16 protein-coding genes are annotated in these 19,877 nt (G+C 71.9%); 5 read left to right on the forward strand and 11 right to left on the reverse strand.

All coding sequences use genetic code 11. The features are described 5' to 3' along the window. Positions 1-11: 11 nt before the first annotated feature. Positions 12-929, reverse strand: coding sequence for a glycosyltransferase family A protein (locus tag K5S26_RS01385; protein WP_221855282.1), 918 nt, complete (start codon positions 927-929; stop codon positions 12-14). Between the two features lie 7 nt (positions 930-936). Further along, on the reverse strand, positions 937-2,238 hold the full coding sequence (locus K5S26_RS01390; protein ID WP_221855284.1) for a UDP-glucose dehydrogenase family protein: 1,302 nt from the start codon (positions 2,236-2,238) through the stop codon (positions 937-939). 129 nt (positions 2,239-2,367) lie between these two features. Here K5S26_RS01390 and K5S26_RS01395 point away from each other — a divergent pair, with 129 nt between their 5' ends. Then, positions 2,368-4,143, forward strand: a complete 1,776-nt coding sequence (locus tag K5S26_RS01395) for a glycosyltransferase family 2 protein (RefSeq protein ID WP_221855286.1) — start codon at positions 2,368-2,370, stop codon at positions 4,141-4,143. On the opposite strand, the gene K5S26_RS01400 is transcribed toward K5S26_RS01395, so the two are convergent. Then, a complete protein-coding gene (locus K5S26_RS01400; protein WP_221855288.1) occupies positions 4,118-5,227 on the reverse strand; it encodes a glycosyltransferase in 1,110 nt (369 codons plus the stop codon). The genes K5S26_RS01395 and K5S26_RS01400 overlap by 26 nt on opposite strands. A 100-nt stretch (positions 5,228-5,327) precedes the next feature. On the opposite strand from K5S26_RS01400, the gene K5S26_RS01405 reads away from it, so the two are divergent. Beyond that, on the forward strand, positions 5,328-7,433 hold the full coding sequence (locus tag K5S26_RS01405) for an LGFP repeat-containing protein (protein ID WP_221855290.1): 2,106 nt from the start codon (positions 5,328-5,330) through the stop codon (positions 7,431-7,433). Positions 7,434-7,497: 64 nt separating this feature from the next. On the opposite strand, the gene K5S26_RS01410 is transcribed toward K5S26_RS01405, so the two are convergent. From K5S26_RS01410 to rfbA, 3 genes are read right to left on the reverse strand one after another with little or no spacing between them, the layout of a single operon-like run. Further along, positions 7,498-8,910: a sugar nucleotide-binding protein gene (locus tag K5S26_RS01410; RefSeq protein ID WP_221855988.1), complete on the reverse strand. Its 1,413-nt coding sequence runs from the start codon at positions 8,908-8,910 to the stop codon at positions 7,498-7,500. 5 nt (positions 8,911-8,915) lie between these two features. Further along, positions 8,916-9,914 carry a dTDP-glucose 4,6-dehydratase gene (gene rfbB / locus K5S26_RS01415; RefSeq protein ID WP_221855292.1) on the reverse strand — a complete coding sequence of 333 codons (999 nt, stop codon included), beginning with the start codon at positions 9,912-9,914 and terminating at the stop codon, positions 8,916-8,918. Continuing rightward, positions 9,911-10,780, reverse strand: a complete 870-nt coding sequence (gene rfbA, locus K5S26_RS01420) for a glucose-1-phosphate thymidylyltransferase RfbA (protein WP_221855294.1) — start codon at positions 10,778-10,780, stop codon at positions 9,911-9,913. The genes rfbB and rfbA overlap by 4 nt, the downstream gene beginning before the upstream one ends. Positions 10,781-10,853: 73 nt before the next feature. On the opposite strand from rfbA, the gene K5S26_RS01425 reads away from it, so the two are divergent. Further along, a complete protein-coding gene (locus tag K5S26_RS01425; protein ID WP_221855296.1) occupies positions 10,854-13,040 on the forward strand; it encodes a YfhO family protein in 2,187 nt (728 codons plus the stop codon). Between the two features lie 15 nt (positions 13,041-13,055). Here the strand turns inward: K5S26_RS01425 and K5S26_RS01430 are convergent, their stop codons facing one another. The 5 genes from K5S26_RS01430 to K5S26_RS01450 all read right to left on the reverse strand — a co-directional run bounded on the left by K5S26_RS01430 (position 13,056) and on the right by K5S26_RS01450 (position 17,750). Beyond that, the gene (locus K5S26_RS01430) at positions 13,056-13,982 is read right to left on the reverse strand and encodes an NAD-dependent epimerase/dehydratase family protein (protein WP_221855297.1); all 927 of its coding nucleotides are present in this window, start codon (positions 13,980-13,982) and stop codon (positions 13,056-13,058) included. 10 nt (positions 13,983-13,992) lie between these two features. Next, positions 13,993-15,039, reverse strand: a complete 1,047-nt coding sequence (locus tag K5S26_RS01435) for a glycosyltransferase (RefSeq protein ID WP_221855299.1) — start codon at positions 15,037-15,039, stop codon at positions 13,993-13,995. Next, complete coding sequence (locus tag K5S26_RS01440) at positions 15,036-15,884, reverse strand: glycosyltransferase family 2 protein (RefSeq protein WP_308122714.1); 849 nt, start codon at positions 15,882-15,884, stop codon at positions 15,036-15,038. The genes K5S26_RS01435 and K5S26_RS01440 overlap by 4 nt, the downstream gene beginning before the upstream one ends. Next, on the reverse strand, positions 15,881-16,375 hold the full coding sequence (locus K5S26_RS01445; protein WP_221855301.1) for a GtrA family protein: 495 nt from the start codon (positions 16,373-16,375) through the stop codon (positions 15,881-15,883). The genes K5S26_RS01440 and K5S26_RS01445 overlap by 4 nt, the downstream gene beginning before the upstream one ends. Before the next feature lie 97 nt (positions 16,376-16,472). Further along, positions 16,473-17,750, reverse strand: a complete 1,278-nt coding sequence (locus K5S26_RS01450; RefSeq protein ID WP_221855303.1) for an HNH endonuclease signature motif containing protein — start codon at positions 17,748-17,750, stop codon at positions 16,473-16,475. A gap of 323 nt (positions 17,751-18,073) precedes the next feature. On the opposite strand from K5S26_RS01450, the gene K5S26_RS01455 reads away from it, so the two are divergent. Continuing rightward, on the forward strand, positions 18,074-18,535 hold the full coding sequence (locus K5S26_RS01455; protein WP_221855305.1) for a DUF3817 domain-containing protein: 462 nt from the start codon (positions 18,074-18,076) through the stop codon (positions 18,533-18,535). A 200-nt stretch (positions 18,536-18,735) separates the two neighbouring features. Further along, a complete protein-coding gene (glf, locus tag K5S26_RS01460; RefSeq protein ID WP_221855307.1) occupies positions 18,736-19,875 on the forward strand; it encodes a UDP-galactopyranose mutase in 1,140 nt (379 codons plus the stop codon). Positions 19,876-19,877: the final 2 nt, after the last annotated feature.

Here is a 19,877-nt window from a genome sequence, read left to right on the forward strand (position 1 = left end):
CTTGCGACGGGTCAGCGACGACGGAGGCGGCGGAAGCGCTCCAGGAGACGCGTGGAGACCGGCCGCGACTCCCTGATCTCGGCGCGGATGCCGGCCTCGACCTCGACGAAGCGACGGTCGATGAACTTGGTCAGGTAGAGCACCAGACCCAGGCCGTGCTCGTCGACGTGGCGTCGCAGCTCCTCGTCGCGGATCAGCGCGTCGTACTTGGCGTGGTCGCCGCGGGCGGCGATCACGCTGTTCCCGGCCGCGCCCGCGTCGCCCGTGCGCTGGTGCCAGTAGGCGTACGGCGTCGCGTCGTCGAGGTACTCGAGGGCGTGCCGCGCCAGCACGCGGAGGTTGAAGTTCCAGTCGCCGACCACCGGGAGCCGCTCGTCGTACAGCCCCAGCTCGGCGTGCAGGGAACGCCGGTAGACGAAGCCGATCGGGACGTAGCGGTTGAACAGCAGGGTGTCGGCGAGCGTCGGCACCGGCAGGTGGTCCTGGAACATCTCGGTCGACACGGTCTCATAGAAGCCGCCCTCGGAGGAGCCGCCGCGCAGCTCCTCCCAGCGGATCTCGATCCGCGACACCACGCCGGCGCGATCCGGGCGGCCGTCGAGGTAGGCGGCCGCCCGCTCCAGGAACTCGGGGTGCCAGGTGTCGTCGTCGTCGTGCAGCACGAGCAGGGGGGCGGACGTGGCGAGCACCCCCGCGTTGGCGCTCACCCACCGCCCGCGAGACGTCTCGTGGTGCACGGCGCTGACGCGGTTCCGGTGGGCCTCCGGCAGCGCCGCGATCACCGCGTCGACCGCCGCCGCGTCGCCGCCGTCGTTCACCACCGCGCACTCCCAGTCCTCGAGGGTCTGCGAGGCGATGCTCCGCAGGGCACGGCGGAGGAAGTCGGGGCGATCCTTCGTCCGGACGACGACGGCTACGCGCGCGCTCATGTCGGCGTCAGCGACCCATCCCGGTGTAGGTCCAGCCCGCGGCCCGCCAGGCGGCCGGGTCGAGGGTGTTGCGGCCGTCGAAGACGACGGGCCGGGCGACGGCGCTCGCGGTCGCGGCCGGGTCGAGCTCGCGGTACTGCTTCCACTCGGTGACCACGACGACCGCCTCGGCGCCCGCGAGCGCCTCGTCGACGGACGTGGCGTAGTCGAGCTGGGGGTGCACCCGCCGGGCGTTGTCCATCGCCTCCGGGTCGTGCGAGATGACCTCGGCGCCCAGGCCCTTCAGGCGGACGGCGACGTCGAGTGCCGGGGAGTCGCGGATGTCGTCGCTGTCCGGCTTGAACGCCAGGCCCAGCACCGCCACGCGGCGGCCGAAGACCTGCCCGTCGAACGAGTCGGACACGAGGTCGACCAGACGCTGCCGGCGGCGGAGGTTGATCTCGTCGACCTGCTTGAGGAACGCGACCGACTCGCCCTTTCCGAGCTCCTCGGCGCGGGCGGTGAAGGCGCGGATGTCCTTGGGCAGGCAGCCGCCGCCGAAGCCGACGCCCGCGTTCAGGAAGCGCCGCCCGATGCGGGCGTCGTGACCGATCGCGTCGGCCAGCTGCGTGACGTCGGCGCCGGTGACCTCGGCGATCTCCGCCATCGCGTTGATGAAGCTGATCTTGGTGGCGAGGAACGAGTTCGCGGCGACCTTGACGAGCTCGGCGGTCGCGTAGTCGGTGACGATGCGCGGGGTGCCCGAGGCGATCGCGGTGGCGTACACCGAGTCGAGGATCTCGGTGTCCTGGTCCTTGGTCGCCTCGGCGACGCCGTAGACCAGGCGGTCCGGCTCGATGGTGTCCTTGACCGCGAAGCCCTCGCGCAGGAACTCGGGGTTCCACGCCAGCCGCGCCCCCGCCTGCTCGACGAGGGTCGCGAGACGGGCCGCCGTGCCGACGGGCACGGTGGACTTGCCGACGACCAGCGCACCCGGCTTGAGGTGCGGGATCAGGTCGGCGACCGCCTGGTTCACGTAGGTCATGTCCGCGCCCGCGCCGTCCTTGCGCTGGGGCGTGCCGACGCCGACGAAGTGCACGTCCGCGTCGGCCGCGGCCGCGGGGTCGGTGGTGAACGACAGGCGACCCGACGCGATGCCCTCCGCGAGGATCTCGGGCAGGCCGGGCTCGAAGAACGGCGTCTCGCCGGCCGACAGCTTCGCGATCTTCGCGGCATCGGGGTCCACGCCGATCACCTCATGACCGAGCGAGACCATCGCCGCGGCGTGCACCGCGCCGAGGTAACCGCACCCGAACACACTCAGCTTCATCTCGTGGGACTCCTCTCGTTCCTCCGCGCGCAGCACACGCGCGCAGACGCGAGGACCATCCTCGCATGCGCCGCCTGCCCGCCGCGCATCCGGCGGCCGCTCGGCCCGCCGTCGCCTATCCTGGTCGGGATGTCAGGGGACGCTGTCGCGACGCCGCCCGCGAGCGGGGGACCGTCTCCGGCGCCGTCCGAGCCGCTGCTCTCGGTCGTGATGCCGACCCACGACGTGCGTCCCTGGCTGCCCCAGGCGCTCGAGTCGGTGCTGCGACAGGACGTCGACGGCATGGAGGTCATCGTCGTCGACGACCATTCGACCGACGGCACGCCCGAACTGGTCGCCGACGTCGCCGCGCGCGACGGGCGCGTGCGGCTGATCCGCGCCGAGAGCGCCGGCGGCGGGTCCGCGCGCAACCGCGGGGTCGAGGAGGCACGCGGCCGCTACCTCGTGTTCTGCGACGGCGACGACCTGGTGCCGGACGGCGCGTATCGCGCGCTGCTGGACAGCCTCGAGCGGTCCGGCTCCGACCTCGCCGTGGGCGACTACCTGAAGTTCCGTGCCGTGCACACCTGGCGCCCCACCGACGCGATGCCGGCCTTCGACCGTGCGGCGCAGGGCATCGCGGTGAGGGACGAGCCCACGCTGCTGTTCAGCCGTCCCTGCTGGAACCGCGCGTTCCGCCGATCCTTCTGGGATCGCGCCGGCATCGCCTTCCCCGACGTGCCGCGCTCGAACGACATCGTGCCGATGGTCACCGCGTATCTCGCCGCCGAGCGGATCGACGTCCTGCCCGATGTCGTCTACGTCTATCGCGAGCGACCGGGCGACGGGTCGATGTCCGCCCGCGCCACCGCCGCGGCCTCGCTGCTGAGCTACCTCGGACAGGAGACGGCGTGCGCCGCAGCGGTCGCCGCCACGGGCGATCCGGGCCTGTCCCGCGCCTACGGCGCCCTCGTCTGGGACCGGGACGGCTACGTGCACGTCGCACGGCACGTCCTCACGCGACGCCGCGCGCAGGGCGACGACGCGGCGATCGCGGCGGCCGTGCGGGGGCTGCTCGCTCAGACGACCGAGCCCGAGAGCGGACTGGGCGGGGAGCGGGTCCATCCGCTGCGGCGGCTGGCGATGGTGCTCGCCGCGGGCGGGGAGCTGGCGGCGAGCGGCACCGTCGTGCGGCTGCTCGAGGTCGACCCGTCGGCGGAGGTGCGGGGTGACGACGCGATCGACGACTGGACGCTGCTGCTCGACCGCCTGAGCGACTCGTCGCTCGTGCGCGACGACGCGCGGGAGCTCCTGGCCGAGCGCTTCGCACGGCAGGCGACGGCGCCGCACTCGGCGGCGGCCGCGGTGCGCTGGCGCGCCCTCATGCGCGCCGCCCGTCGAGTGCTCGGAGAACGTGCCCTGATGTTCTCGCCGGAGGCCCGGGCGTCGGTCCCGGGGGACGCCCAGCGGGCGCGTCGCCGCGGCGCGCTGGAGGCCCGCGTCGAGAGCGTGTCCGGTGGCGAGGTGCTCGTGCTCCGCGGCACGATCGCGGCGGACGACGTCTCCGGGAGGTGGCGTCCCGTGCTCTTCGACGGGCTCCGCGCCGCCGAGGGCGCTCCGGTGATCGAGGCCGCGGAGGTGGAATGGACCGCGGCCGGCGACGGGCGCCTCGCATGGAGCGCGCGCTTCCCGGCCGGCGCCCTGCCGATGCACCGCCCGCTGCGGCCGGCCGTCGCCGCGCCGGGCACGGGCGAGGTGCTCGCGATGGGCGGGCCGGCGGCGCCGCCCGCCTACGAGCCGCGCGACCGCTTCCTGTACGACCGGATCGACGGCGTCCTCGTCGTACGCCGCCGGCGGCACTGGGCCCCTCGCGCCCTGCGCCGCGCCGCGATCGTGGCCCTCAGGCGGCTGCGTCCGCCCCGCTGATCGGTCGGGAGCGGCGGTCGTCGCCGGAGAGCTCGGAGAGCAGGGCCGCATAGCTCCGCGAGACGTCCCACGGCGAGATGCCGGCGAGGAACGCGTCGTAGGCGGACGGCGCGGGCTGCGCGGTGCGCGAGGCGAGCAGCTCGGCGATCGACTCGACGGGACGCCGCCTGTCGAAGAACGAGACCCACGCCTGCTCGCCGAACTGGTCGCGCAGGTGCGGCTCGTCCGGCAGCACGACGGGCACCCGGAAGGTCGCCGCGAGGTGCACGCTGCCGGAGTTGAGGATCGAGCGGTAGGGGAACACGGCGACGTCGGCCGCCCGGAACCAGCGCGCGAGGTCGCCGTCGGCCACGTAGTCCAGCTGCGAGATCACCGGCAGCCCGTCGGGGATCGACGCGACGAACTCGTCCCGCGACTGCTCCTTGACGGCGCCGGCGAGCATGAGCCGGAGCCGCGGCCCGTCGCCGCGCGCCGCCAGCGCGGTCGCGTCGACGAGCTCGGAGACGCCCTTGTAGGGGCGTATCTGGCCGAGGAAGAGCGCCGCCCGCTCGTCGTCCTCGAGCCCGAACGACGCCCGCGCGGCCTCCCGCGTCACGCCCGTCTCGTACACGCCCTCGTAGCTCGGGTGCGGGATCACGCGCACCTTCTGGCGGTCGAGCGTCACGACGTCCGCCACGACCTCGGGCGTCGCGGGCGACATGACGTGGATCGCGTCGGCGGCCGCCGCGAGAGCCCGGTAGAGGCGCACCTCGAGGGCGGGGTGCCGCAGCTCGTGGGGGAGCCGGTTGTGGACGGTCCAGACGATGCGCACCCCTCGGCCGCGCAGTCGGCCCAGCAGCGCGACCAGCCCGCGCAGCCGACGAGACGCGACCGACGCCGACGGTTCCTGCTGCAGCAGGGGGGTGGTCCAGTGCACGTGCAGCACGTCGCCCGCCCGCAGTCCGGCGGCACGCTCGGACAGCTCGCGATACGTGCCGGAGCCGAGGAACCGGAAGCCGTCGGCGCGGGCGGCGAGCGCCAGCAGGTTCAGATAGGGGTTCTCGTCGAAGGCCGGGAAGACGAGCACCTGCGGGCCGGATCTCACCCTCGGAGTATAGGTGCGCGTCGCCGCCCTCCCGGCTGACGCGATTCCGTTATCCGATCGTCCCTATGTGCGCGCTGGTAACATCTGTCACACTGTTCACATGCGTGCCCCCTCCCGCGTCCCGTCCGGCCTGCCTGCGCACAGCGCGGCCCGCCGCGCGCGTCCCTTCGCCGTCTGGGGTGCGGTGCTCGCCCTGACCGTGAGCCTGATCCCCACCGGCGCGGCGGTCGCGGCCGATCCGACGCCCGCGCCGACGGCGGCGTCCGCGACGCCCGCGCCGACAGCGACGCCCACGCCGACCTCGACTCCGAGCCCCGCGCCGAAGACGACGTCGGCCCCGAAGGCCACGCCCACCGCCGAGCCGTCGACGGCGCCCGTCGAGAGCGCCGAGCCCGATGCGGTCCCCGACGAGGACCTGCCCGGCCCCGACACGGAGTACGCGGCGCCGCCGGTCGAGACGGTCGAGCGCGACGACCTCTCCGACGTCGTGGCGACCACGCCCGTGGTGGAGGAGGACGCGGCGGGCGACGTGACCATGGACGTCGCCGATCCCGGCAACGTGCCCTATCCGGCGTCCGGATCGTCGTCGGGCTCCGGCGACGGGGCCTCCGGCAGCCGCTTCGAGCTCGTCGCGCCCGCCGCGATCGTCCCGGCGGCCCCCGTCACGGGCTTCTCCGCGGGGAACATCATCAGCAACTCCGTCTTCACGAACAAGGGGACGATGACGGAGAAGCAGATCAAGAGCTTCATCGACGGCAAGGTCGCCAAGTGCCAGTCGGGCTACACGTGCCTCGAGAACTACGCCGAGAAGACGCCCACGCGCAAGGCCGACTCGTACTGCTCGAAGTACACGGGCGGCCAGCGCGAGAGCGCGGCGCGCATCATCCACAAGGTGTCGCAGGCGTGCGGGATCAACCCGCAGGTGCTGCTGGTCATGCTGCAGAAGGAGCAGGGCCTCGTCACGCACACCTGGCCCAGCGACTGGCGCTTCACGATCGCCATGGGCATGGGCTGCCCCGACACCGCCGACTGCGACAAGAACTACTACGGCTTCTTCAACCAGGTCTACGGCGCGGCACGGCAGATGAAGATCTACGGGCAGAGCAACTACTTCACGTGGTACGCCCCCGGCGCGACGCACCAGATCCGCTACCACCCGAAGGCCTCCTGCGGCTCGTCCGCGGTGAAGGTGCAGAACCAGGCGACGGCGAACCTCTACTACTACACGCCGTACCAGCCGAACAAGGCGGCGCTGGCCGCCGGGTCCGGCACGGGCGACTCCTGCTCGTCGTACGGCAACCGCAACTTCTACACGTACTTCCGTGCGTGGTTCGGCTCCACCGGAGGCGGCTCGACGAGCGGCGGCTCCTCCAGCGGCGGCACGGCGAAGGCCACGGCCATCTCGAAGGCCTATGCGGCGCTCGGTTCGGCGAAGGGGAAGCTCGGGGAACCGATCTCGGCTGAGAGCTGCGGCTTGACAGGAGGCGGTTGTTACCGGCACTACGAGAACGGCTCCATTCACTGGACGGCGAACACAGGGGCACGCGCAACCTGGGGCAGCATCGGCACTCACTGGCGAGCCGTCGGCGGCAGCAAGGGAACGCTCCGTTACCCGAGCTCGAACGAGGTCTGCGGTCTTGCAGGCGGCGGCTGCTATCAGACGTTCCAAGGCGGCTCGATCCACTGGTCCTCGGCAACAGGGTCGCACATGACCCGTGGCGCGATCCGGAACGCCTGGCGAGATGCGGGCTGGGAGCGCGGCGCCCTCGGCTATCCCACGACGGACGAGGCCTGCGGCTTGCCGGGCGGCGGCTGCTATCAGACGTTCCAGGGCGGCTCAATCCACTGGTCGCCGTCGACCGGCGCCCACGTGACCCGCGGAGCGATCCGCAACGCCTGGCGCGCGACGGGCTGGGAGAGGGGCAAGCTCGGCTACCCGACCTCGAACGAGTGGTGCGGCCTGCCCTCGAAGGGGTGCTATCAGGACTTCCAGGGCGGCAAGGTCTACTGGAGCTCGAAGACCGGCTCCCACGCGGTCTGGGGCGCGATCCTGACGGCCTGGAAAGCACGTGGCTACGAGCGAGGCACGCTGGGCTACCCGACGTCCGACGAGAGCTGCAACGCGAAGGGCGTGTGCGTGCAGAACTTCCAACGGGGTCGCATCACCTGGTCGTCCACCACAGGGGCAGTGGTCCGACGGTCGTAGCGCGACACGTTGCGGCGAGCCAGGGGCGTCGTCTTGGCGCGGCTCGCCTGGACACGCGGCACGATCAGCGCGTCGCGGCGAGGTGCCGGGCCAGAGCGGCGTCGTGGTCGGAGGGCGAGAAGCCGGTCGCGGTGATCTTCGACAGGTCGAGCACGCTGTTCGCGGGACGGGGTGCCACGCCCGCCTTCCCGGCGTAGTACTCGGCCGTGGTCACGGGCACCACACGGGACGCGTCGTGGCCGGTCAGCTCGTAGACGCGGGAGGCGATCTGCGCCCATGACCGCGGCTCGCCGCCGCCCGTGACGTTGTAGACACCCGACGGCGCCCCCACCTCGAGCAGATGGCGGATCGCCTGGGCGAGCTCGGAGGCGAAGGTCAGGCGTCCCACCTGATCGTCGACGACCGTGGGCGAGACGCCGCGCTCCGCGAGCGACGCCATCGTGCGGACGAAGTTGTCGCCGTCGCCGATCACCCACGACGTGCGCACGACGTAGTGGCGGGGGACCGTGGCGGCGATCGCCTCCGCGGCCGCCTTCGTCTGGCCGTAGACGCCGAGCGGCGCGACCGGGTCGTCCTCGCGGTACGGCCGTCCCGCCGTGCCGTCGAACACGTAGTCGCTGGACACCTGCACGAGCGCGACGCCGTTCTCCGACGCCACCCGTGCGAGCGCCGCCACCCCGGTCACGTTCGTCGCCCACGCTTCTGCACGGCCGGCCGGGCTCTCCGCCGCGTCGACCGCGGTGTGCGCGGCGGCGTTGACGATGGCGCCGTAGTCACGCCAGCGCCGCGCCGTCGACAGGTCGGGCGACGTCAGATCGAGGTCGTCGCGGCCCGCGTACTCGATGTGCGGCGCGTCGCCGAGCTCTGCGCGCAGCGCACGGCCGAGCTGACCGCGCGCGCCGAGGACGAGGACGCGCCGGGGCTGCACGGGGGACGCTTCCGAGAGCGGCGGGTGCGCGCGGTCCTTGTCGGAGATCTCCGCGCGCTCCAGCGGGATGGGCCACGGGATCCCGACGGCGGGGTCGGCCAGGTTCACGAACGAGTACGCGGCGTCGGGCGACCAGTGGTCGTTGACCAGGTACGTGTACGCGGTGCGGGGCTCGAGCGTCTGGAAGCCGTTGGCGACGCCACGCGGCACGAAGATCGCCCGCGACGGGTCGAGCTCGGCGGTGAACACGGCGCCGAAGCCCGGGCCCTCGCGGAGGTCGACCCACGCCCCGAACACGCGGCCGGTCGCCACCGACACCCACTTGTCCCACGGCTCGGCGTGCAGCCCGCGCGTGACGCCCGCCGTCTCGTTGAACGACACGTTGTTCTGCACCGGGCCGAAGTCGGGCAGGCCGAGCGCCGTCATCTTCTCGCGCTGCCAGTTCTCCTTGAACCAGCCGCGCGCGTCCCCGTGCACGGGCAGGTCGAACAGCACCATGCCGTCGATCGGCGTCGTCACCGGGGCCAGCCGCTTGCCCAGCTCCGTCATCGGCGTCACTGGCCCTTCGACGCGTAGAACGCCTCGGTCGCGTCCTTCGCGCCTTCCCACCACGACTCGTTGTCGCGGTACCACTCGATCGTGGCGGCGAGGCCGGAGCGGAAGTCCCGGTACCGGGGCTGCCAGCCCAGCTCGGTGCGCAGGCGCGTCGAGTCGATGGCGTACCGCAGGTCGTGGCCCGGGCGGTCGGCGACGTGATCGTAGGCGTCCCGCTCCTGTCCCATCAGCTCGAGGATGAGCTCGACGACGTCCTTGTTGCTCTGCTCGCCGTCGGCGCCGATCAGGTACGTCTGCCCGAGCTCGCCCTTGTCGAGGATGGTGAGCACGGCGGAGGAGTGGTCGTCGGCGTGGATCCAGTCCCGCACGTTCTCGCCCGTGCCGTACAGCCGCGGACGCACGCCGCGCAGCACGCCCGTGATCTGCCGCGGGATGAACTTCTCGACGTGCTGGAACGGCCCGTAGTTGTTGGAGCAGTTGGAGATCGTCGCGCGCACGCCGAACGAGCGCACCCACGCGCGCACCAGCAGGTCGGAGCCCGCCTTCGTCGACGAGTACGGCGATGAGGGGTTGTACGGCGTCTGCTCGGTGAACCTCTGCGGGTCGTCGAGCTCGAGGTCGCCGTAGACCTCGTCGGTCGAGATGTGGTGCAGGCGCACGTCGTGCCGCCGGGCGGCCTCGAGCAGCGTGTACGTGCCGACGATGTTCGTGTCGAGGAAGGGACGCGGATCGTTCAGCGAGTTGTCGTTGTGCGACTCGGCGGCATAGTGGACGACCGCGTCGGCATCCCGGAAGAGGCCGTCCACGAGCTCCGCGTCGGCGATGTCGCCCTGTACGAACGAGACGCGCTCGGCGGGCAGGCCCTCGAGGGAGGCGAGGTTGCCGGCATACGTGAGCTTGTCGAGCACGGTCACCGTGTGGTCCGTGTGCTCGACCACGTGGTGCACGAAGTTCGAGCCGATGAACCCGGCGCCGCCGGTCACCAGAAGACGACTCATCGCCCACGCTCCAGGATCTCGAGGAGGTACGAGCCGTACCCGGACTTCACCAGCTTCTGCGCGCGCTCGCGCAGCTCGTCGTCGGTGAGGAAGCCCGCCCGCCAGGCGACCTCCTCCGGCGCGCCGATCTTCAGGCCCGTGCGGCGCTCCATCGTCCGCACGAAGTCGGCGGCGTCGGTCATCTGGTCGAACGTCCCGGTGTCGAGCCACGCCGTGCCCCGCGGCAGCACGTCGACGCTCAGCCTGCCGCGCGCGAGATACGCCGCGTTCACGTCGGTGATCTCGTACTCGCCCCGTGCGGAGGGCTCGAGCCCGCGCGCGATCTCGACCACGTCGTTGTCGTAGAAGTACAGCCCGGGCACCGCGTAGTTGCTCTTGGGCGCGACCGGCTTCTCCTCGAGCGAGATCGCGGTGCCGTCGGCGTCGAACTCGACCACGCCGTAGGCGGAGGGCTCCGCGACCCAGTAGGCGAACACCGCGCCGCCGTCGACGTCCGCGAACCGCTTGAGCTGCGAGCCCAGGCCCGGCCCGTACAGCAGGTTGTCGCCGAGGACGAGGGCGACCTTGTCGTCGCCGATGAAGTCCGCGCCGATCGTGAACGCCTGGGCGAGCCCATCCGGGGATGGCTGCTGCGCGAACGTGATCGAGACGCCGAACTGCGACCCGTCGCCGAGCAGCCGCTCGAACGCGTCCGCGTCGTGCGGCGTCGTGATCACCAGGATCTCGCGGATTCCGGCCAGCATGAGCGTCGAGAGCGGGTAGTAGACCATCGGCTTGTCGTAGACGGGGACGAGCTGCTTCGAGACGCCCAGCGTGATCGGATGCAGCCGTGTGCCCGATCCGCCGGCGAGGATGATGCCCTTCACCTGACCATCGTGTCACAGCACCCGCCGTGCGATCCGGACGGTCTTCAGCGGACACGCCCTAGCATCGATGTTCGTGAAGCAACGCCTCTCGCGCCTGTCCTGGCCACTGCTCGCGCTCGTCGTCACCGTGGCGCTGGCGCTGGCCCGCACGGTGCGCACGCCGCGCTTCTACTTCACCGACGACACCGAGCGGGGCTCGTTCGGCCAGTGGTGGCAGCTCGGCGAGCACCTGCTGCAGGGGCGGATCCCGCTGCTCGACCCGTCCGCCTGGCAGGCGGGCAACTACCTGGCCGAGGGGCAGTGGGGCCTGCTGAACCCCGTCGTGTGGGTGATCGCCCTCGCGACCCGCGGCAGCGAGGACCCGGTGCTGCTGGTCACCGTCGTCAAGGTGGTCTTCCTCGGCGTGATGGCGGTCGGCGCCTACCTGCTCGCGCGCTCGTTCGGCGCCCACCGTCCCTGGGCGGCTCTCGCGGGGGTGCTGCTGCCGCAGGTCGGCTTCACGGTCTACATGGACGCGGCGTCCTGGTCCAACGGCCTGTTCAACACGGCGCTGCTGCCCTGGGTGTGGTGGGGCCTGCGCCGGGCCGTGGAGGGTCGCCGCTCGCCCGTGCCCTACCTGATCGCGTCCTACGTGCTCATCACCTTCGGGTACGTGTTCGGCGTGATGGTGCTGGTCGTCATCCTCGTCGAGTCGCTCGTGCGGCACGCGGTGCGCCGCGACGGGCGACGGGTCGTGCGCACCCTGCTCGCGTCGGTCTGGGGCGGCGCGCTCACGATCCTGGTCTACCTTCCCGGCATCCTGACCGCCGGCGTGTCCGAGCGCGGGGCCGCCCCCTTCGACAACTACCGGTTCCTCAACGCCGACCTGACCGACCTGGCGGCCGCGGCGTCGCCGACGGTTACGGCGACGATCCGGGCGTGGGACGGCGACGTCACGCTCGCCCCGCTGGTGTACATCGCGTGGGCGCTGCCGCTGCTGCCGCTGTTCCTGCCCCTGCGGCGCTCGACGGTGCGCCGCGTGCTGCCGCTGCTCGTCGTGGGCGGCATCGCGCTGTTCGCGGTGCTCGCCCCGAGCCACATGGGCGCGATCCGCTGGCCGCTGCGGTTCATCCCGGACCTCTCGCTCGCGCTGATCGTGCTGTTCGCGGTCGCGGCCTCACAGGCGTATCCGCGGCGCATCACGCCGCGCGGGGCGTGGTGGAGCGCGGGCGCGATCACGCTGGCGGCCGCCGTGTCCTGGACCGACGCGCCGACGGCCTGGCAGAGCATCGGCGCCGCCGCCGCCCTCCAGCTGGTCGCGCTCGTCGCCCTCCTCTGGATCGCCCGACGGCCCTGGGCGACCGCGCGCGTCGGACGGGCGCCGTGGTCGACGACCAGGGCCACGGCGCTCGCCGTGGCCGGGGCGGTGCTGGTGACGACCGTGGCCACCGCCGCCCAGGTGCTCACCCTGCCGAGGTCGCCCCTGCCCGACGGCGATGCCCCCGACGTGGCCACCATGCGGTCGGTCCTGCCGGAGGCGGAGGCCGGCGGCGACGCCGTCGCGGTCGGGAACACGGGTGCCTACGACGACGAGCCAGCCAGCTGGCACGAGCGCCTGCGCGAGAACCTCTGGTACCTGAGCGACACGAACGTCATCAACCTCTACACGGTGCTGCCGTACACGGCGTTCATCGACGATCTCTGCGCCGACGAGAGCGAGCACCTGCGCACCTGCGTCGACGAGGCGGGCCTCGGCGCGCTGTGGTCGGTCGACCCCGACACGGGCATGCGGGTGAGCGATCTGATGTCGGTGAGCACCGTCGTGGCCATGAAGCGCACGTTCCCCGAGGCCCCCGACGTGCCTGAAGGGTGGACCCTCGCCGCGGAAGGGGACTACACCTGGGTCGTCCGGCGCGACGAGCCCCTCCCGGAGGCGGGCGGCGTCGTCTGGGAGGGCGACGGCACGCAGGTCTCGGAGGTGACCAGGGACGGCGCGAGCGCGACGTTCACAGTGGACGCCGTCGGCGACGACGCGCGGGTCGCGCTCAGCCGCCTCGACTACCCCGGCTACTCGGTCGACGGCGGCGCACAGCTCGCGGACCCGATCCGCGGCTGGCTGCTCACCGTCGACGTCTCGGACGTCGCACCGGGCGAGACCGTCACGGTGCGCTTCGCCCCGCCGGCCACGCCGCTGCTGGTGGCGTCTGCCGCGCTCGCCGCGCTCGCCGGCGCCGCCTGGCTGGTCGTCTGGGGTCGGCAGAGGCGCCGCGTCCGCCGCTGACCGGTCGCGGGGCCGTCAGCGGCGTGCGGCGCCGCGCAGCTGCGCGACGAACACGCGATGGAGCCCCTCGGGGAGCGTCGTGCCGGCCAGCGCGTCGAGATCGGTCCAGACCCGCGAGCGCACGCGCAGGTCGCTCGACTGGCCACGGGCGTCGCCGCCGCCGAGCACGATGGCCCCGTGACGGCGGCGAAGCCGCTGCAGCTCGCTCACGAGAGCCCCGATCGACACCGCGCGCCCGCTGCCGACGATCTTCAGGGTCGTCGTGCCTCGCGGGGTGCGGGCCGCACGCTCCGCGGCCGCCGAGATGATCGCGCCCGCGTCGTCCTCGTACACGTAGTCGCGCAGGGTGTCGAGCGGCACGTAGATGGACGCGGGGTGCCCCGTGAGGTGGGCGCGGGCCAGCACCGAGATGAGTCCCTGGGCCTTCGTGAGATCCTGCCCCGGGCCGTAGATGTTCGTGATCCGGGCCACGACCGCGCGCAGTCCCGCCGACGCGGCGGTCTCGCCGAGCGCCGCCTCCATCGCCAGCTTCCCCTCGCCATAGGCGGATGCGGGCGCGACGGGCGTCGCCTCGCTGAACGGGGCGTGGCCAGCGGCCGCGTACGCGCCCCCGACCGAGGAGGCGAGCGACACCACGAGACGGTCGCGGACGTCGTCCGGCAGCTCGGCGACCCCGGCGAGGAAGGCGCGGAAGACGCCGACCTCCTCGAACACCCTCTCCCGCGGCGTCGAGGTCACCGCCCGTCCCGCGCACCAGTGGATCTCGAGTCGGCCGGGCGCCGCGGACGCGACGAAGCCGGCGAGCCCCGCGAGCAGCGCCGTCGTGGCGCCCTCCGGGTCGCCCCACGGCACGTCGACCGCGTACGCCCGGTCGGGCCGGGCGCGCTCGACCGCTCGACCGAGCAGCCCTCTGCCGACGATCCAGCGGCGCACGGTCGTCATGCCGGGCCGGTCATCGCGGGGCGGGCGCGGACCGCGTCTCGCCGCCGCGACCCGACAGGCCGAGGGGACCCTGCGCGGGGTCTCGGACGATGAGGTAGGTCGGCTTGCCCAGCGCCATGTTGACGGCGACGCCGAGGTACTCGGCGATGATGCCGAGCGCGACCAGGACCACGCCGCAGCCGAGCAGCAGCACGACCATCAGGGAGGTCCACCCCGGCTCGATGAGCTCGCCGCCGACGAGTCGCGCAACCACCAGGTAGAGCGCGAACAGCAGCCCTCCGGCGAACACCACCGCGCCCGCGCCGGTCACCAGGCGCAGCCCGCGCGTGCCGGACGTGAGGACCATGCTCCAGAAGTGAGCGAACAGGCGGCGGAACGAGTAGCCCGACCGGCGGTCGCCCTCCTCGCGCAGCATGATCGGGGCCGTGACGGTGCGGGCCGCGACCCAGCTGAGCGCCACGTCGAGGTACACCCCGGTGCCCGCGTATGCGGCGACGCTGCGCCCGATCTCGCCCAGCACCAGGCGGTAGCTGTGGAAACGCGACGCGTGACCGCCACCGAAGACCGTCTCGAGCACCTGCTTGGACGCCTTGGACGCGAGGTTGCGCACGAAGCCGTGCGGCGGGCTGTTCAGCGGCGCGGCGTACACGAGGTCGGCGCGCTCGGCGAGGGCGGTGTCCAACATGATCCCGATCTGGTTCGGGTCGTGCTGTCCGTCCTCGTCGATCGTCACGATCCACTCGCCGCCCGAGCTGGCCATTCCCGCCAGCGTGGCCGCGTGCTGACCGAAGTTCCGGCTGAGCCAGACCGGCGCGATCCAGTCGTTCGCGGTCGCGAGTTGGCGGATGACGCGATCCGACTGGTCCGGCCCCCGGTCGTAGGCGAGCAGGACCTCCTCGATGCGGGCCGAGTGCCCGTTCGGAGTGGCGAACACGGCGGTGAGGGGACGCAGCTCCTCCACCAGGCCGGGAAGCGTCTTCTCGCCCTGATAGACGGGCACGACGACGCTGATGCGATGGACGTACGGCTCGCCGCCTCCGGTCTCCACGGTGCTCATCGCATCCTCCTCTGCAACACACGATAGGAGAGTCGCCGGGCCCGGGCCATCAGTGAGGCTCTCAGGTCGCCGTAGCGACGGTCGAACGAGGACAGCACCTCCGGGTGCTCGTCGCGCAGCCACGCGTGGAAGCCGCGCGCCTGCGCCGACTGCTCCGCCACGAGCGCCACGCTCCACTGCGCGTCGCTCATCCGGAACGTCGCACCCACCTCGTCGTCCGGGACGAACCCGCCCTGCAGCAGCACCCTGCTGTACGTGGCCTGGTCGATCAGGTACGGGAAGGCGTCGGACCAGCCGCCGGCCGCGACCAGGGCATCGCGGCGCATCGTCACGGACGCCGGCTCGCCGAACAGGTTCGATCCGGCCCTGACCGCTCGGCGCACGGCCTCGGCGCCCGCCATCGGGCGGGCGATGCCGCGCAGGCCCCAGGCGGGCATCAGCACCCGCCCCTCGGCGTCGATGATGTCGCGTCGGCAGGCGGTGAGCACGGCGCCGGTGCGCTCGAGCAGCTCGACCTGGCGGCGGAGCACTCCGGGTCGCAGCACGTCGTCGCCGCAGACGAGCTTGAGGTAGGTGCCCGTGGCCGCCGAGGTCACGCGGTTCCAGTTGCGTCCCGCCCCGCCGCCGGCCTCGGTGGTCAGCAGCGTCACCCGCGGGTCGGAGGCGAACTCCGCCATGACCTGCGCGGTGTCGTCGGCGGACGAGTGGTCGCCGACGATGAGCTCGAGGCCGTCGACGTCCTGGTCGAGCACGGACCTCAGCGTCTCGCGCAGGGTGCGGCCGTTGTTGTAGGCGGGCACGACCACGCTGAGGTGCGGGACGCTCAGGTGCGGGGTGTCTGTCACGTGTTCTCCTTCCGGCGGAACGAGAAGCGGCTGTGGCCGAACCAGCTGATGAAGACGGTCACGACCGTGAACAGCAGCTGCGCGAGGATCTCGTCCATCCAGAGCTTCAGCAGCGGGACGATGAGGATGTTGAGCAGGAAGGCGCCGAGGTAGACCAGCTGGAAGCGCCAGAAGTCGAGCCACAGGTGCCCGCGGACGCGGAACACGAGCTTGCGGTAGAAGACGAACGCGCTGAGCGTGCTCATGATGTGCGCGCATAGGATGACGGCGAACACGGTGGCGTGCTCGTCCGGCCACCAGTGCCGGAAGAGCAGAGAGAACAGCGTGAACCACACGAACCCGACGCCGGTGTTCACGGCTCCCACGATCAGGAACGCGACGCGGCGGTCCTTGATCAGTCGCAGCAGCGGGCCGTCGGGCGCGGCAGCGCCGCCGATCGCCGCCGACGCCGCGTCGCCGCCGTCGGCGGAGGTCTCGTCGGGCGCGCTCATCACCCTCCACGCTACAGGGGCGCGGCTGAGAGGACGGGCGCGTCGGCACGGCGTCGGGACGTGTCTCCCCGGGTCCCGGGCGGTTCGGTGGCGAGCCTCAGAACGGCGGTGGGTCGCTGTCGGCGGTGGCCATGAACCTGACGGTCGGGGTCGGCCGGTCGTGGAGGATCTGGCCCGTCGGCGTGGTCCACTCGAGGACGCCGTCGCCGAGGTGGCTCACGCGCCAGGGCGAATGGTGCTTCAGCACGTGGTGGGCTCGGCACAGCGCGGCCATGTTCCCGATGTCGGTGGCGCCGCCTTCGCTGTAGGGCACGGTGTGGTCGATGTCGCAGCGCCTGATCGGTCTGCGACAGCCCGGGAAGCGGCAGTGCTCGTCGCGGGCGCTCAGGTAACGGCGTTGCTCGGCGGTGGGGACATAGGTGTCGACCGCGGTGGGAACGCCGGTACGCGGGTCGATGAACAGCCGTGCCCAGGTGCGGGTCTTCCCGGCGAGGCGGCGGGCTGTGGCCGGGGCGACGATGCCCCCGCCGTGCAGATGCGCGGCCCGGGTGTCGTCGCCTGAGATGACCTCGGCGGGCACGGTGTGCACGGTGGCGCGGATCTCGTCGAGTCCTTCGCCGTGACCGGTGGGAGCGGCGGTGAGCAGCAGATCGGCGGCCACGTCGGCGCGGATCTGCGGGAGCGTGCGCTCGTCGACGGCGGCGCCCGCGGTGCCGGCCTTGACCGTGCGAGCCATGGAAGCGACGCGGTCCTCGATGCCCGCGGCGAGGGCCGCATCGACCAGGAGACGGATCTCGGCCATCCCGTCATCGGCGGGCGCGAGCCACAGCGCGCGTCCTGCGGCGGCGGCCTCGTGGCGTTCGGCGATCGGCTCGGGGAGGAGACGTTCGGCGACGACCTGGCAGATGCGTCGCAGCCTCGCCGGCGTGGTGTCGACCAGGCTCAGCACGATCTGCTCGTACCGTGCCCGCGTCCCGGCCTCCGCGAGTCGGGCTCCCTCGTCGCAGATCGCTCGAGCATGCGCGGCGGAGACGTGCGACTCGGACAACGCGGTGAACACGGCGGGAAAGTGCTCGACCAGGGTGATGGCGTCGTCCATGCGGCTGCGCACCACCCCGTCGGAGACGTGCTGCACCGTCGCGAGGTCGGCCGCCATGGACCGGAACGGCACCTGATAGGCCGAGGGTGCCGTCCCCGGCATCGCGTCCAGCACCTCGCGTGCGATCGCGTGCGCCTGAGCGTGCAGCCCCGCCTCGATCGCGGCGAGCCCCGCCCGCGCGTTCTCGATCTGCGCCAGAGCCGCCTTGATCGTCCGTACCTGCTCGCGCTGGGCGTCCGACAGCTCCCACCGGGCTTCGAACGGGGTACGGGACATGTCTCGAGTATAGAACAAATGTTCGATTTTCGAGACGACAATGCCGTGGCCGGGAGCTTCCACGCCGCGTTCGCACGCGAGCTGCTCGAAGGTCGTCCCGGGTTCCCTGACCGAGGCCGCGTCCCGCCGACGGTTCGTCGGCGCCGGTGCGACGGGCATCGACGCGTGTGCGACGGGGCCCCGGCCGAAGGACATCGCCCCCTCGCGTGCGGGACCTCGATCCGTCTCGGGCCGTCGCCGACTCGACCCGCAGCACGGTGATCCGGCGTCGATGGACGGCGCCCGCGCAGGAGTCGTCTGAGTCAGCTGGATAGGGTTCGAGGGTGTTCCGAACCCCGTCGACCATGTTCCGCGCGCTCGCGTTCGCCGAGGCGGTCTCCTGGACGCTGCTCATCCTCGGCCTCGTCCTGCGCGCGGCCTTCGACCTCCCGGTCGCCGTGACGATCGGCGGCGGCATCCACGGCTTCGTCTTCCTCTGCTACGGCGCGACGGCCGTCCTGGTCGCATGGAACAACCGCTGGGCGGTGGTGCCGACGTTCTGCGCGGTCGCGGCCGCCGTCGTCCCCTACGCGACGGTTCCCACGGAGATCGTGCTGCGACGGCGCGGGCTGCTCGCGGGGGAGTGGCGGACCGGAGCGACCGACGACCCCCGTGACCAGCGCCCAGGAGACCGGCTCCTTCGCTGGCTCGTCCGACGCCCCGCGACGCTTGCCGTCGTCCTCGCCGTCGGGATCGTCGCGGCATACACTGTCCTGCTGGTGGTCGGGCCTCCCGGACGGGCGTGACATGGACGGGCGTGACATGAACGGCTGCTGCGCACCGGCTCGGACCCGGGACGGTCGGCTCCGCGACGTGGCGCTCCGCGTGCGCCCAGGCAGCGGCGTCTAGGATCGTCACGGCGCGGCCGGATCGCGCCCGCTCCCGGTGCGCCCAGGGCCCGCGAGCACTCCACGACGCTACGACCAGAGAGAATGTGATCGCCGCCATGGACATGCTTGTCGTCGGATCGGGCTTCTTCGGCCTCACGATCGCGGAGCGCGCAGCTGACGCGGGCCGCAAGGTGACCGTGATCGACCGCCGCCACCACATCGGCGGGAACGCCTACAGCGAGAACGAGCCCACCACGGGCATCGAGGTGCACCGCTACGGCGCGCACCTCTTCCACACGTCGAACCCGACCGTGTGGGAGTACGTCAACCGCTTCACCACGTTCACGAACTACGTGCACCGGGTGTACTCGACGCACAACGGCCAGGTGTTCGCGCTGCCGGTCAACCTGCACACGATCAACCAGTTCTTCGACTCGGCGTACACCCCCGATGAGGCGCGCGCGCTCATCAGGGAGCAGGCCGGCGAGTTCGACGCCAAGACGGCGGCGAACTTCGTCGAGAAGGGCATCGCCCTCGTGGGCCGGCCGCTGTTCGAGGCGTTCTTCGCGCACTACACGGCCAAGCAGTGGCAGACCGAGCCCGAGAAGCTGTCGGGCGACATCATCAGCCGCCTGCCCGTGCGCTACAACTACGACAACCGCTACTTCAACGACACGTGGGAGGGGCTGCCGACCGACGGCTATACCGCGTGGATCGAGCGGATGGCCGACCACCCCAACATCGAGGTGAAGCTGAACGTCGACTTCTTCGACGAGTCGCAGCCTCTCAACAAGAAGGCGCTCGTCGGCCAGCTGCCCATCGTCTACACCGGCCCGGTCGACCGCTACTTCGACTACGCCGAGGGCGAGCTGTCGTGGCGCACGCTCGACTTCGAGGAGGAGGTGCTGGAGGTCGGCGACTTCCAGGGCACCTCGGTGATGAACTACCCGGACGCCGACGTCCCGTACACCCGCATCCACGAGTTCAAGCACTTCCACCCGGAGCGCAAGGACGTGTACCCGACCGACAAGACGGTCATCATGCGCGAGTTCTCACGCTTCGCCACGCGCGACGACGAGCCGTACTACCCGGTCAACTCGACCGACGACCGGTCGGGCCTGCTCGCCTACCGCGAGCTGCAGAAGGGCGAGAGCGACGTGCACTTCGGCGGCCGCCTCGGCACCTACCAGTACCTCGACATGCACATGGCCATCGGGTCGGCGCTGTCGATGTGGAACAACCAGCTGAACGTCTGAGG

The sequence above is a fragment of the Microbacterium marinilacus genome, from assembly GCF_019753765.1.
Taxonomy (GTDB): domain Bacteria; phylum Actinomycetota; class Actinomycetes; order Actinomycetales; family Microbacteriaceae; genus Microbacterium; species Microbacterium marinilacus.

Excerpts from the sequence above, each read along its gene's own strand:
- K5S26_RS01385 (WP_221855282.1), bottom strand. The coding sequence starts at position 929 with ATGAGCGCGCGCGTAGCCGTCGTCGTCCGGACGAAGGATCGCCCCGAC.
- K5S26_RS01390 (WP_221855284.1), bottom strand. The coding sequence starts at position 2,238 with ATGAAGCTGAGTGTGTTCGGGTGCGGTTACCTCGGCGCGGTGCACGCC.
- K5S26_RS01395 (WP_221855286.1), top strand. The coding sequence starts at position 2,368 with ATGTCAGGGGACGCTGTCGCGACGCCGCCCGCGAGCGGGGGACCGTCT.
- K5S26_RS01405 (WP_221855290.1), top strand. The coding sequence starts at position 5,328 with ATGCGTGCCCCCTCCCGCGTCCCGTCCGGCCTGCCTGCGCACAGCGCG.
- K5S26_RS01410 (WP_221855988.1), bottom strand. The coding sequence starts at position 8,910 with ATGACGGAGCTGGGCAAGCGGCTGGCCCCGGTGACGACGCCGATCGAC.
- rfbB (WP_221855292.1), bottom strand. The coding sequence starts at position 9,914 with ATGAGTCGTCTTCTGGTGACCGGCGGCGCCGGGTTCATCGGCTCGAAC.
- K5S26_RS01430 (WP_221855297.1), bottom strand. The coding sequence starts at position 13,982 with ATGACGACCGTGCGCCGCTGGATCGTCGGCAGAGGGCTGCTCGGTCGA.
- K5S26_RS01435 (WP_221855299.1), bottom strand. The coding sequence starts at position 15,039 with ATGAGCACCGTGGAGACCGGAGGCGGCGAGCCGTACGTCCATCGCATC.
- K5S26_RS01445 (WP_221855301.1), bottom strand. The coding sequence starts at position 16,375 with ATGAGCGCGCCCGACGAGACCTCCGCCGACGGCGGCGACGCGGCGTCG.
- K5S26_RS01450 (WP_221855303.1), bottom strand. The coding sequence starts at position 17,750 with ATGTCCCGTACCCCGTTCGAAGCCCGGTGGGAGCTGTCGGACGCCCAG.
- glf (WP_221855307.1), top strand. The coding sequence starts at position 18,736 with ATGGACATGCTTGTCGTCGGATCGGGCTTCTTCGGCCTCACGATCGCG.